The 12710-nt window shown below is 72.7% G+C and carries 11 protein-coding genes; 4 read left to right on the top strand and 7 right to left on the bottom strand.

The window, feature by feature from the left end:
• Positions 1–51: 51 nt before the first annotated feature.
• The 7 genes from ACA511_RS24355 to ACA511_RS24325 form a co-directional block, all read right to left on the bottom strand.
• Positions 52–2103, bottom strand: coding sequence for a bifunctional aldolase/short-chain dehydrogenase (locus tag ACA511_RS24355; protein WP_375026890.1), 2052 nt, complete (start codon positions 2101–2103; stop codon positions 52–54).
• 21 nt (positions 2104–2124) lie between these two features.
• Positions 2125–3291 (bottom strand): L-rhamnose isomerase, encoded by a 1167-nt coding sequence (rhaI, locus tag ACA511_RS24350; RefSeq protein WP_375026889.1) that lies wholly within the window; start codon positions 3289–3291, stop codon positions 2125–2127.
• A 10-nt stretch (positions 3292–3301) separates the two neighbouring features.
• On the bottom strand, positions 3302–3619 hold the full coding sequence (locus ACA511_RS24345) for an L-rhamnose mutarotase (protein ID WP_375026888.1): 318 nt from the start codon (positions 3617–3619) through the stop codon (positions 3302–3304).
• 4 nt (positions 3620–3623) lie between these two features.
• Positions 3624–4709 carry a rhamnose ABC transporter substrate-binding protein gene (rhaS, locus tag ACA511_RS24340; protein ID WP_375026887.1) on the bottom strand — a complete coding sequence of 362 codons (1086 nt, stop codon included), beginning with the start codon at positions 4707–4709 and terminating at the stop codon, positions 3624–3626.
• A 64-nt stretch (positions 4710–4773) separates the two neighbouring features.
• On the bottom strand, positions 4774–5772 hold the full coding sequence (locus ACA511_RS24335) for an ABC transporter permease (RefSeq protein ID WP_375026886.1): 999 nt from the start codon (positions 5770–5772) through the stop codon (positions 4774–4776).
• Positions 5769–6860: an ABC transporter permease gene (locus ACA511_RS24330; RefSeq protein ID WP_375026885.1), complete on the bottom strand. Its 1092-nt coding sequence runs from the start codon at positions 6858–6860 to the stop codon at positions 5769–5771. Before ACA511_RS24330 ends, ACA511_RS24335 begins: the two co-directional genes overlap by 4 nt.
• An 82-nt stretch (positions 6861–6942) precedes the next feature.
• Positions 6943–8496 carry a sugar ABC transporter ATP-binding protein gene (locus ACA511_RS24325; RefSeq protein WP_375026884.1) on the bottom strand — a complete coding sequence of 518 codons (1554 nt, stop codon included), beginning with the start codon at positions 8494–8496 and terminating at the stop codon, positions 6943–6945.
• A gap of 299 nt (positions 8497–8795) precedes the next feature.
• On the opposite strand from ACA511_RS24325, the gene ACA511_RS24320 reads away from it, so the two are divergent.
• The 4 genes from ACA511_RS24320 to ACA511_RS24305 are packed head-to-tail and all read left to right on the top strand — an operon-like array spanning position 8796 to position 12687.
• Positions 8796–9851 (top strand): LacI family DNA-binding transcriptional regulator, encoded by a 1056-nt coding sequence (locus ACA511_RS24320; RefSeq protein ID WP_375026883.1) that lies wholly within the window; start codon positions 8796–8798, stop codon positions 9849–9851.
• A gap of 54 nt (positions 9852–9905) precedes the next feature.
• Entirely contained in the window at positions 9906–10619 is a 714-nt protein-coding gene (locus ACA511_RS24315) for a (Fe-S)-binding protein (RefSeq protein WP_375026882.1), read from the top strand.
• Complete coding sequence (locus ACA511_RS24310) at positions 10616–12070, top strand: LutB/LldF family L-lactate oxidation iron-sulfur protein (RefSeq protein WP_375026881.1); 1455 nt, start codon at positions 10616–10618, stop codon at positions 12068–12070. The genes ACA511_RS24315 and ACA511_RS24310 overlap by 4 nt, the downstream gene beginning before the upstream one ends.
• The gene (locus tag ACA511_RS24305; RefSeq protein ID WP_375026880.1) at positions 12067–12687 is read left to right on the top strand and encodes a lactate utilization protein C; all 621 of its coding nucleotides are present in this window, start codon (positions 12067–12069) and stop codon (positions 12685–12687) included. The genes ACA511_RS24310 and ACA511_RS24305 overlap by 4 nt, the downstream gene beginning before the upstream one ends.
• Positions 12688–12710: the final 23 nt, after the last annotated feature.

Raw genomic sequence — 12710 nt, 5'->3', positions numbered from 1 at the left:
AGCACCGCGGCGGTGCGGTCCGTGCCATCGGCCGGCTCTCGCCGCCGGCGGTCAGCGCAGGAACGCGGCGGCGACGCCGGCGTCCACGGGGATGTGCAGTCCGGTGGTGTGGGTCAGGTCCCCGCCGGTGAGGGCGAAGACGGCGGCGGCGACGTGCTCGGGGAGCACCTCGCGCTTCAGCAGCGTCCGCTGGGCGTAGAACTCGCCGAGCCGTTCCTCCTCGACGCCGTAGACGGCGGCGCGCTCGGCGCCCCAGCCGGCGGCGAAGATGCCGGAGCCGCGGACGACCCCGTCGGGGTTGACGCCGTTGACGCGGATGCCGTGCTCGCCGAGCTCGGCGGCCAGCAGCCGCACCTGGTGCGCCTGGTCGGCCTTGGTCGCGCCGTAGGCGATGTTGTTCGGCCCGGCGAACACGCCGTTCTTGGACGCGATGTAGACGATGTCGCCGCCCATGCCCTGCTCGACCATCACGCGGGCGGTCTCGCGGGACATCAGGAACGAGCCGCGCGCCATGACGTCGTGCTGGAGGTCCCAGTCGGCGGCGGTCGTCTCCAGCAGCGGCTTGGAGATCGACAGCCCGGCGTTGTTGACGACGAGGTCGACCCCGCCGAACGCCAGGACCGCGGCGCGGACGGCGGCGGCGATCTCGTCCTCGGAGGTGACGTCGGCGGCGGCCGCGACGGCGGCGTCGGACTCGCGCGCGGCGGCGGCGCCGATCTCCGCCGCGACCTTCCCGGCGGCGGCCGCGTCCCGGTCGGCGACGACGACGCAGGCGCCCTCGGCGGCGAGCCGGCGGGCGGTGGCCGCGCCGATGCCCGAGCCGCCGCCGGTGACGACCGCGACCCGCGCGGCGAGCGGCTTCGGCGCCGGCATCCGGCGGAGCTTGGCCTCCTCCAGTTCCCAGTACTCGATGCGGAACTTCTCCGCCTCGTCGATCGGCGCGTACGACGACAGCGCCTCCGCGCCGCGCATCACGTTGATCGCGTTGGCGTAGAACTCGCCGGCGACGCGCGCGGTCTGCTTGTTCGCGCCGAAGGAGAACATGCCGACGCCGGGGACGAGCACGATCGCCGGGTCCGCGCCGCGCATCGCGGGCGAGCCGGGGACGGCATGCCGGTCGTAGTAGGCCGCGTACTCCTCGCGGTAGGCGGCGTGCAGTTCCCTCAGCCGGGCCTTGGCGTCGTCGAGCGGGGCGTCCGGCGGCAGGTCCAGGACCATCGGCGCGACCTTGGTGCGCAGGAAGTGGTCCGGGCAGGACGTGCCGAGCGCGGCGAGCCGCGGGTGCTCGGCGCGGGAGACGAAGTCGAGGACGGGCGCGGAGTCGGTGAAGTGCCCGACCTGCGGCCGGTCGGTCGACGCCAGGCCGCGGATCAGCGGGAACAGCGCCGCCGCGCGGGCGCGCCGCTCGTCCTCCGGCAGCGCCGGGTGGACGACCTCGCCGAACGGGTCGGCCCTGCCGTGCTCGGCGATGTACGCCTCGGCGGTGCGGATGATGTCGAGCGAGTTGGCCTCGCACTCCTCGCTCGTGTCGCCCCAGGCGGTGATGCCGTGCCCGCCGAGGACCACCCCGATCGCCCGCGGGTTCGCGCGCTCGATCGCGGCGATGTCGAGGCCGAGCTGGAAGCCGGGCCGCCGCCACGGCACCCACGCGACCCGGTCGCCGAAGATCCGCCGGGTCAGCTCCTCGCCGTCGGCGGCGGTCGCGATCGCGATGCCGGAGTCGGGGTGCAGGTGGTCGACGTGCGCGGCCTCGACCAGGCCGTGCATGGCGGTGTCGATGGACGGCGCCGCGCCGCCCTTGCCGTGCAGGCAGTAGTCGAACGCGGCGACCATCTCGTCCTCGCGCTCGACGCCCGGGTACACGTCCGCGAGGGCGCGCATCCGGTCCAGCCGCAGGACGGCCAGGCCCTTCGCGGTGAGGGTGCCGAGGTCGCCGCCGGACCCCTTCACCCACATCAGCTCGACGTCGCGGGCCGTCACGGGGTCGGTGACGGTGCCCTTCGCGGACGCGTTGCCGCCCGCGTAGTTGGTGTTGCGCGGGTTCGAGCCGAGGGTGTTGGCGCGTTCCAGCAGCTGCTCCACCTCGGGCGGGGCAGAGGTCATCGGTTTCGTCTCCTTCACCTGTCAGGCGCCCCAGCCGGCGGCCTGGCCGTCCTTGCGCTGTTCGACGACGCGCTCGTAGTAGCCGGACGCCTTGTAGGCGGCGACCGGGTCCGGGTGCAGGCCCATCTCCTCGCGCAGTTCCGCGAGCAGCGGCCGGACGTCGGTGTTGTAGGCGTCCATGAACGCGGCGTTCGCTTCGAGCACGTCCCCGGACCGCTGGGCGGCGCGCAGCGCGTCCGCGTCCACCAGCAGCGCCTTCGCGGTGGCCTCCTGGACGTTCATCACCGAGCGGATCTGGCCCTGGATCTTCGGCTCGATGTTGTGGCACTGGTCGAGCATGAACGCGACGCCCGTCTCGGCGTCGTAGCCGCCGCCGCGCACCACCTCGTACATGATCCGGAACAGCTGGAACGGGTCGGCGGCGCCCACCATCAGGTCGTCGTCGGCGTAGAAGCGGGAGTTGAAGTCGAACCCGCCGAGCTTCCCCTCGCGCAGCAGGAACGCCACGATGAACTCGATGTTGGTGCCGGGCGCGTGGTGCCCGGTGTCGACCACGACCTGCGCCTTCGGGCCGAGTTTGAGGCAGTGCGCGTAGGAGGCGCCCCAGTCCGGCAGGTCGGTCATGTAGAACGCGGGCTCGAACAGCTTGTACTCCAGCAGGAACCGCTGGTCGTCGCCGAGCCGCGCGTAGACGGCGGCGAGGGCCTCGGCCATCCGGTCCTGCCGGGTGCGGATGTCGTCCTGCCCGGGGTAGTTCGTCCCGTCGGAGAACCACAGCTTCAGGTCGCGGGAGCCGGTCTGGTCCATGATGTCGACCGCTTCGAGCAGGTGGCCGAGGGCCTTGCGGCGGACGGCGGCGTCGGGGTTGGTGACGCTGCCGAGCATGTAGTCGTCGTCCTGGAACACGTTGGTGTTCACCGCGCCGATCCGCACGCCCCGCTCCTCGGCATGCGCGGCCAGCGCGGCGTAGTCGTCCACCCTGTCCCAGGGGATGTGCACGGCCACGCTGGGCGCGACGCCGGTGAAACGGTGCACCTGCGCGGCGTCGTCGATCTTCTCCTGCGGGGTGCGCGGCACGCCCCCCTGGGCGAAGACCTTGAACCGGGTCCCCGAGTTCCCGTACGCCCACGAGGGAGTCTCGATCTGCTGGCGGCGCAGGGCGTCCTTCACCGCGCTGGTGTCGTTCACTGATGTCCTCTCAGTCCAGGTGGAAGACCTCGGCGAGCGGCCGCATCCCTTCGTCGGGGCGGCCGTCGAGGTCCTCGAAGTACTGCGCCATCTCCGCCTGCCACCGGGCGTTGACCTCGGTGCGGGCCATCGCCTCCTGGGCGGCCTCGAAGTCGTCGGTCTCCAGGTAGCCGACGAGGAGGCCGTCCTCCCGCAGGAACAGCGAGTAGTTGTGCCAGCCGGCATCGCGCAGCGCGTCGCGCATGTCGGGCCAGACCGCCTGGTGGCGCACCTTGTACTCCGCCAGGCGGTCCTGCCTGACCTTCAGCAAGAAGCAGACTCGCTTCACTTGGTCAGAAGTGGTATTCGTCGATGTTCTTGCCGTCGAAGACGGTCGGCGGGCCGAGGATGACCTCGCCGTTGGCGCCGATCGTGCGGTCGCCGAGCTTGCCGGCCTTGAACTTCTCGCCCTCCGCGCCGGTGATCTGGCCGGACGACAGCGCCGCCGCCGCGTAGGAGGCCAGGTAGCCGAGGTTCTTGGGGTCCCAGAGCTCGAACTCCTTGACCGTGCCGTCCTTGACGAACTTGCGCATCTGGTCGGGGGTGCCGAGGCCGGTCAGCGCGACCTTGCCCTTGTACTTGGAGCCGGAGATGTAGCGGGCCGCGGCGGCGATGCCGACCGTGGTCGGCGAGATGATGCCCTTGAGATCCGGGTACGCCTGGAGCAGGCCCTGCGTCTGCTGGAACGACTTCTGGTCGTCGTCGTCGCCGTAGGCGACCTTGACGAGCTTCATCCCCGAGTACTCGGGCTTGGCGAGCTCGTCCTTCATGAACTTGATCCAGGTGTTCTGGTTCGTGGCGTTCGCCGTCGCCGACAGGATCGCGATCTCGCCCTTGTGGCCGAGCTGCTCGGCCAGCAGCTTGACCTCGCTGCGGCCGATCTCCTCGGAGCTGGCCTGGTTGATGAACACGTCCCGGCAGTCGGGGTTGGTGTCGGAGTCGTAGGCGACGATCTTGATGTTCTTGGCCATCGCCTGCTTGAGCGGGCCGCACACCGCGTTCTCGTCGTTGGCGGCGATCAGGATCGCGTCGTGCCGCTGCTGGATGAGCGTGTTGATGTAGGAGACCTGGGAGGACGCGGACGCGTCGGACGGGCCGACCTCCTTGGCCTCCCCCTCGAACTCCTTGGCCGCCTCGATGCCGGCCTTGTCGACGATCGTCTCGTAGGGGTTGTTGACCTGCTTCGGCAGGAACGCCAGCTTCAGGCCCTTCTTGAGCGGCGCGTTCGGGTTCGCCGTGGCGCCGCCGCCGGACGCCTTCGCGTCCCCGGAGTCGGAGTCGTTCTTGGTGGTGCCGCCGCAGGCGGCCATGCTGAGGGCGAGGACGCTCGCGGTGGCGACGGCCGCCAGCCGGCGCGGGACGCGCGGACGAAGGGTCATCAGGGTGCCTTTCGGGATTCTTCTCGGGGTGGGATGACGCGGCGGGGGGCGGGTCTCGGAGGGGTCAGGGGACGCCGGCGGGGGCCGCGGATCTCGCGCCCCGCCGCCGGCCTCGTGTCTCCCGCGCCACGGCGATCAGCCGCGGCGTGAGGACGCTGATGATGAGCAGCAGCCCGGTGACGATCGACTGGACCTCGGTGGAGACGTCGTTGAGCATCAGCAGGTTGCGGAGCAGGCCGATGAGCAGCACGGCCGCGATGACGCCGCCGAGGGTGCCCTTGCCGCCGTCGAAGTCGACGCCGCCGAGCAGCACCCCCGCGATGACGGTGAGCTCCAGGCCGATGCCGTTGTCGGCGCGGGCGCTGCCGTAGCGGAGCGTGTAGACGATCCCGGCGAACCCGGCGACCACGCCGGACACCGTGAACAGGATCAGCTTCATGCGCTTGACCCGGATGCCGGCGAAGTAGGCGGCGTCCTCCTGCGCGCCGATCGCGAACAGCGACCGTCCGATGCCGGTCGCGTGCAGCACGACGCCGGTCGCGACGGCGAGCACGGCGAACAGCGCGATCGGGTACGGGATCGGCGTGCCCGGGATGGAGGACGTCGCCAGGTCGGTGTACCGGCTGGGGAACTCGGAGATCGCGCCGGTGCCGAGCGTCACGTACGCGAGGCCCCGGTAGAGGGTCATCGTGCCGATCGTCACGGCGAGGGACGGCAGCCCGAGCTTCGTCACGAGGAGCCCGTTGACGAGGCCGCAGACGAGCCCGACGGCGAGCACGATCGGGATGATCCCCTCGATGGCCATGCCGGCGTCCCACATCTTGCCGGTCAGCGCGCTGCACAGGCCGAGGACGGAGGCGACCGACAGGTCGACCTGCCCGCACACGACGAGCAGCGTCATCGGCAGCGCGATCAGCGCGATCTCCGACAGGTCGTCCAGCGCGAACGACAGGTTGTCGTTGTTCGCGAAGTCGGGCGAGAACCCGGCGCCGCCGGCGAAGACGATGACCAGCAGGGCGGTGACGGCGGTCTCCCACCGCACCAGCCCTCCGAGGCGGCTCATGGCCGTCCCTCCTTCTGCTCCGGGGCGGTGTCGCGATGCGCCGCCGACTCCAGGGACCGCTGTCTCAGCGCCCGCGTGACGCGCAGCGCCAGCAGCCGGTCGACGCTGATGGCCAGCAGCAGCAGGACGCCGGTGATCGCGTCCTGCCAGAACGAGTTGACCTTCAGCACCACCAGCACGCTGCCGATGGTGGTGAGCAGCAGCGCGCCGAGCGCCGCCCCGTACACGGTGCCGACGCCGCCGGTGATGGCGACGCCGCCGACGACGACGGCCGCGACGACCGTCAGCTCCCAGCCGTGCGCGGCGTCCGCGACGACGGTGCCGAACCGGGCGAGCCACAGCACCCCGGCGAGGCCGGCGAGCGCGCCGCTGACCAGGTAGGCGGTGAGGACGCGGCGGCGGGTGGGCACGCCCGCGAGCCGCGCCGCCTCGGGGCTGGACCCGATCGCGTAGAACTCGCGGCCGGACGAGTAGGACCGCAGGTAGTAGCCGACCGCCAGCATCACGGCGACGGTGATGATCGGCAGGTAGGGGACGCCGAGGATCCCGTCGTTGCCGAGGCTCAGCACCGAGGACGGCAGTTCGGCGGCGCCGATCTGCTGCCCGTGCGCGATGCGGTAGTCGAGCCCCTGGATCACGTAGAGGGTGCCGAGGGTGACCACGAGGGAGGGGACCCGGCAGAAGCTGACGAGCAGGCCGTTGACCAGCCCGCACAGCAGTCCGATCCCGACCCCGGCGAGGAGGACGAGGACGACGTGGTGGCCGCCGCCGGCGGCGAACTTGCCGGCGCTGAACGCGACGAGCCCGACGACGGACCCGACCGACAGGTCGATGTTGCGGGTGACGACGACCATCGTCTGCCCGACGGCGAGCAGCACCAGGATGGAGGCGTTGAGGAAGATGTCCTCGACGCCCTGCCCGGACAGGAACCGCGGGTTCGCGATCGTCGTGGCGGCGACCAGCACGACGAGGCCGCCGAGGATGCTCATCTCGCGGGCGCGCAGCACCAGCTCGACCAGCCGCCGTCCGCCGCCGGCCGGTCCGCCCGCGCCGCCCGGCCGCGCCGGGCTCTCGGTGAGTGCGGTCATCGGCTCAGGCCCTGCCTTTCCGGGGGACGGCTCCGGGACCCCCGGGGCGGGCGGCCCGCGGGTGCTCGCTTCGCTCCGGTCATCAGGCCGCCCTCCCGGTCCCGGCGCGGCCGGTCGCGGCGGCCATCACGCTCTCCTCGGTCGCGTCCGCGCGGGCGATCTCGGCGGTGATCCGCCCCTCGTGCATGACGAGGACGCGGTCGGCCATGCCGAGCACCTCCGGCAGGTCCGAGGAGATCATCAGCACCGCGAGGTCCCGCGCGGCCAGCTCCGACAGCAGCCGGTGCACCTCGGCCTTGGTGCCGACGTCGATGCCGCGGGTCGGCTCGTCCACGATCAGCACGGCGGGCTCGGTGGCGAGCCACTTGGCGAGCACGACCTTCTGCTGGTTGCCGCCGGACAGGACGCCGACGGCGTCGCCGAGCCGGGCGTACTTGAGCTGGAGCCGCAGCCCCCAGTCGGCGGCGCGGTCGCGCTCGACCCTCCGGGAGATGAGCCCGCCGCGCCCGCTCGCGCGGCGCAGCGCCTTCAGCTGGGTGAGGCCCATGTTGCGCTCGATGGACATGTCCATGACGAGGCCCTGCTGGCGGCGGTCCTCGGGGACGAGGGCGAGCCCGGCCGACATCGCGGCGGTGGGGCTGCCGGGCGGCAGCGCGCGGCCCTGGACCTCGACGGCCCCGGCGTCCCAGCGGTCCACCCCGAAGATCGCGCGGGCGACCTCGCTGCGGCCCGCGCCGACCAGCCCGGCCAGCGCGACGATCTCGCCGCGGCGGACCTCGAAGGAGACGTCGGTGAAGGCGCCCTCGCGGGTCAGCCGGCCCACCTTCAGCGCGACCTCGCCGGGCGTCACGTCCTGCTTGGGGTAGAGCGCGTCGAGGTCGCGGCCGACCATCCGGCGGACGAGGTCGTCCGCGGTGATGTCCGCGACGTCGTCGGTGGCGATGTAGGCGCCGTCGCGCAGGGTGGTGACGCGCCGGCACAGCTCGAAGATCTCCTCCAGCCGGTGCGAGATGAACAGCACCGCGCAGCCCTGCTCCTGGAGGGTGCGGGTCACCGCGAACAGCCGGGCGACCTCCTGGCCGGTGAGCGCCGCGGTGGGCTCGTCCATGATGAGGACCCGCGCGTCCCGGGAGATGGCCTTGGCGATCTCGACGACCTGCTGGTCGGCGATCGACAGGCCGCGGGCGGGCTGCTGCGGGTCCATCGCGACGCCGAGCCGCTCGAACAGCTTCGCGGTCTCGGCGTGCATGGCGCGGCGGTCGATGCGGCCGAACCCGGTGAGGGGGCCGCGGGCGCGCGGCTGGCGGCCCATGAAGATGTTCTCGGCGACCGACAGGTCGGGGAACAGGGTGGGCTCCTGGTAGATGACCGCGACGCCGGCGGCCTGCGCGTCGGCCGGGCCGTGGAAGGCCACCGGCTCGCCGTCCACCCGCACTTCGCCCGCGTCGGGGCGGTGCACCCCTGCGAACGTTTTTACGACCGTGGACTTGCCCGCGCCGTTCTCACCGGCGAGGGCGTGCACCTCGCCGGCGTGGAGCTCCAGCGTGACGCCCTGCAGCGCGCGCACGGCGCCGAACGACTTACTCACGTTGACCAGCGCCAATGTCGGCGGCGCCGACCGGCCCGGTGCGCTCATCGCGGCCCTCCTCGCAGGGGACGTGGGAGACGTGGAGATGAAAAACGTTTTAACAAGATCTTGCGGAGGACGCTAGATGTGAGCCGGAGCACTCGTCAAGAGGGAACCTGGCCGCCGACCGGCGTGAGCGGCCAGAAACCCCGTCCACACAAGGGCGGGAAAACTTTTTGGCGGCGTCGCCGCGCGGCCGCGGACGGCCCGGACGGCCCTCCCGACACCCGGCTTCGGGGTTGACACGTTTTAATGAGATGACCAGAGTGAGCGGCGACACAGGCGGCGGACGGACCGGGGGACACAGATTGAGCGCAGACGACACCGGGCGTGCCGAGATCCTGAGCAGGACGGTCGGCATCAAGCAGGTCGCGGCGCACGCCGGCGTCTCGCCCGGCACCGTGTCCAACGTGCTCAACCGGCCCGAGCGGGTGGCCGAGGCGACCCGCGTCCGCGTCGAGAAGGCGATCCGCGAGCTGGGCTTCGTCCGCAACGGCTCGGCGTCGACGCTGCGCGCCGGGCACAGCAGCACGATCGGCCTGATGGTCCTCGACCTCGCCAACCCGTTCTTCACCGACGTGGCGCGCGGCGTGGAGGACACCGCGAGCGAGCGCGGCTACGCGGTGCTGCTGTCGTCGTCCGGCGAGTCGGACGAGCGGGAGCAGCGCAACCTGCGGGTGTTCGCCGAGCACCGGGTCCGCGGCGTCCTGCTGACCCCGGTCGGCGACGACGGCGAGACCGCCGACCGGCTGCGCGAGCGCGACGTCCCCGTGGTGCTGCTCGACCATCCGACGCCGCGCGCCAACCAGTGCTCGGTCGCCGTCGACGACGTCGCGGGCGGCGAGCTGGCCGCCGCCGAGCTGCTGGCCGGCGGGGCCCGCGCGATCGCGTTCGTCACCGGTCCGATGGTGCTGCGGCAGTGCGCCGACCGCCGCAAGGGCGCGCTGCGCGCCCTGCGCGCGGCCGGGCTCGGCCGCGACGCGCTGCAGGAGGTCGGCGTCGGCGCGATGAACGCGCGGTCCGGGCAGGAGGCGGCGCGGCGGCTGCTGGAGGCCGGCCGGCCGCTGCCGGACGCGATCTTCTGCGCGAACGACCTGCTCGCGCTCGGCGTGCTGCGCGTCCTGCTGCAGGGCGGGATCAAGGTGCCGACTGACGTGGCCTTGATCGGGTACGACGACATCGAGTTCTCGGCGGCCGCCGCCGTCCCCCTCAGCTCGGTGCGGCAGCCCACCTACCAGCTCGGCCGGATCGCGACCGAGCTGCTGCTGGAGGAGTGCGACGAGTCGGGCGGGCACGCCCACCAGCAGGTCATGTTCCAGCCCGAGCTGGTCGTCCGCGAGTCCAGCCGCCGTCCGGGAGGGTGAAATGAGCGAAGCGAACCGGGGGGTGCGGGGGGCCGCCCCGCACGAGGGGCGCGCATGAAGGTCGCGCTCTTCCTCACCTGCGTCAACGACACGATGTATCCGGGGACGGGCAAGGCGATGGTGCGGCTGCTGCGGCGGCTCGGCCACGACGTCGAGTTCCCCGAGTCGCAGACGTGCTGCGGCCAGATGCACCTCAACACCGGGTACCGGCGGCAGGCGCTGCACCTGGTGAAGGGGTTCGCGGAGACGTTCGAGCCGTACGAGGCGGTCGTGACGCCGTCCGCGTCGTGCGCGGCGATGATCCGCGACTGGCACCCGAAGCTGGCGCCGCGCGCCGCCGGGGTCGCCTCCCGCGTGTACGAGCTGTCGGAGTTCCTGGTGGACGTCCTCGGCGTCACCGACGTCGGCGCCTGGTTCCCGCACCGCGTCACCTACCACCCGACCTGCCACTCGCTGCGGATGCTGCACGTCGGCGACCGCCCGCTGCGGCTGCTGCGCGAGGTGCGCGGCATCGACCTGGTCGACCTGCCGGACGCGGCGGAGTGCTGCGGGTTCGGCGGGACGTTCGCGCTGAAGAACTCCGAGGTGTCGGCCGCGATGTGCGCCGACAAGGTCACCGCCGTCCGGGAGACCGGGGCCGAGGCGCTGTGCGCCGCCGACAACTCCTGCCTGATGCACATCGGCGGCGCGCTCACCCGCACCCGCGCGGCGGTGCGGACCGTCCACCTGGCCGAGATCCTCGCCTCCACCGAGGAGGACCCGTCATGACCCCTTCCGCGATGCCGACCTACGTCGGGATGCCGTCGTTCCCGGACGCGGCGCGCCGCGCCGTGGCCGACACGCGGCTGCGCGGCAACCTCGCCCACGCGACCACCACGATCCGGCGTCGGCGCGCCGACGCCGTCGCCGAGCTGGCCGACTGGCCGGCGCTGCGGGAGGCGGGCAAGCAGATCAAGGACCACGTCCTCGCGGACCTCGGCCACTACCTGCGGCTGCTGGAGGAGAAGGTCACCGGGGCCGGCGGGACGGTGCACTGGGCGCGGGACGCCGCCGAGGCCAACCGCATCGTCGCCGACCTGGTGAAGGCGACCGGCGAGACCGAGGTCGTCAAGGTCAAGTCGATGGCGACGCAGGAGATCGGCCTCAACGAGTTCCTCGCCGAGGAGGGGATCACCGCCTACGAGACCGACCTCGCCGAGCTGATCGTGCAGCTCGGCGACGACCGGCCGTCGCACATCCTCGTCCCGGCCATCCACCGGAACCGGTCCGACATCCGCGACATCTTCCTGCGCGCGATGGACGACGCGCCGGACGGCCTCACCGACTCCCCCGCCGCGCTCGCGGAGGCGGCGCGGCGGCACCTGCGCGCCAAGTTCCTGTCGGCGAAGGTCGGGGTGTCGGGCGTGAACTTCGCCGTCGCCGACACCGGGACGCTCGTCGTCCTGGAGTCGGAGGGCAACGGGCGGATGTGCCTGACGCTCCCCGAGACCCTCATCTCGGTGATGGGCGTGGAGAAGATCGTGCCCAGCTGGCGGGACCTGGAGGTGTTCCTGCAGCTGCTGCCCCGCTCGTCCACCGCCGAGCGGATGAACCCCTACACCTCCGCCTGGACGGGCGTCTCCCCCGGCGACGGCCCGCGCGACTTCCACCTCGTCCTGCTGGACAACGGCCGCACCGACACCCTCGCCGACGAGGTGGGCCGGCAGGCGCTGCGCTGCATCCGCTGCTCGGCGTGCCTGAACGTGTGCCCGGTCTACCAGCGCGCGGGCGGCCACGCCTACGGGTCGCCGTACCCGGGGCCGATCGGCGCGATCCTGTCCCCGCAGATCAGGGGCATCGGGTCGGACGTGGACGCCTCGCTGCCGTACGCGTCGACGCTGTGCGGGGCGTGCTTCGAGGCGTGCCCGGTCGCGATCGACATCCCGGAGGTCCTCGTCCACCTGCGGGCCCGCGCCGTGGAGAAGGGGCCGCGGCATCCGCTGGAGCGGGTCGCGATGACGGCCGCCGGGTGGACGCTGCGCTCCCCCACGCGGCTCGCGCTCGCGCAGCGCGCCGCGTCCGCGAGCCGCCGGGTGGTGGCGCGCGGCGGCCGGATCCGCCGGCTGCCGGGGCCGCTCAACGCCTGGACCGAGACGCGGGACGCGCCCGCGCCGCCGCCCGAGTCGTTCCGCGCCTGGTGGGCCCGGACCGGCGGCGGCCGGAAGGAGGAGGGCGAGTGAACGCGCGCGAGGAGATCCTCCGCCGGGTCGAGGGGATCGTCCCCACCCGTCCGGCCGCCGAGGTCGCGGCCTCCTACGCCCGGATCGACCGCTCCTACCTGCGCCGCCACCACGACGGCGGCGTCCTCGACCTGTTCGCCGAGCGGGTCGCGGACTACCGCGCGACGGTCCTGCGGGTGGCCGAGTCGGGGCTCGCGTCGGCGGTCGCGGAGCGGCTGGCGGCCCGTCCGGGCTCGTACGGGGTTCCCGTCGGCCTGCCCGAGGAGTGGACGTCGGCGGTGGACGCGCCGCTCGTCCGCGACTTCTCCGTGGCGTCGCTCGACGGGCTGGCGGGCGCGGTCACCGGCTGCGCCGCCGCGATCGCGGAGACGGGCACGATCGTCCTGGACCACGGCGCCGCGCAGGGGCCGCGCGCCCTGTCGCTCGTGCCCGACTACCACCTGATCGTGGTCCTCGCCGGGCAGGTCGCGCCGGACGTGCCGGAGGCGCTGGAACGGCTCGACCCGTCGCGTCCGCTGACGTTCGTGTCGGGGCCGTCGGCGACGAGCGACATCGAGTTGTCGCGCGTCGAGGGAGTGCACGGCCCTCGCACGCTGGAGGTGCTGGTCGCCGAATGAGCGAAGCGAACCGGGGGGCGCGG

The sequence above is a fragment of the Actinomadura sp. GTD37 genome (genome assembly GCF_041951365.1).
Lineage (GTDB): Bacteria > Actinomycetota > Actinomycetes > Streptosporangiales > Streptosporangiaceae > Spirillospora.
This window is presented reverse-complemented; position numbering and strand designations above follow the sequence as displayed.

Excerpts from the sequence above, each read along its gene's own strand:
- ACA511_RS24355 (WP_375026890.1), bottom strand. The coding sequence starts at position 2,103 with ATGACCTCTGCCCCGCCCGAGGTGGAGCAGCTGCTGGAACGCGCCAAC.
- ACA511_RS24310 (WP_375026881.1), top strand. The coding sequence starts at position 10,616 with ATGACCCCTTCCGCGATGCCGACCTACGTCGGGATGCCGTCGTTCCCG.
- ACA511_RS24335 (WP_375026886.1), bottom strand. The coding sequence starts at position 5,772 with ATGAGCCGCCTCGGAGGGCTGGTGCGGTGGGAGACCGCCGTCACCGCC.
- ACA511_RS24330 (WP_375026885.1), bottom strand. The coding sequence starts at position 6,860 with ATGACCGCACTCACCGAGAGCCCGGCGCGGCCGGGCGGCGCGGGCGGA.
- ACA511_RS24325 (WP_375026884.1), bottom strand. The coding sequence starts at position 8,496 with ATGAGCGCACCGGGCCGGTCGGCGCCGCCGACATTGGCGCTGGTCAAC.
- rhaS (WP_375026887.1), bottom strand. The coding sequence starts at position 4,709 with ATGACCCTTCGTCCGCGCGTCCCGCGCCGGCTGGCGGCCGTCGCCACC.
- ACA511_RS24315 (WP_375026882.1), top strand. The coding sequence starts at position 9,906 with ATGAAGGTCGCGCTCTTCCTCACCTGCGTCAACGACACGATGTATCCG.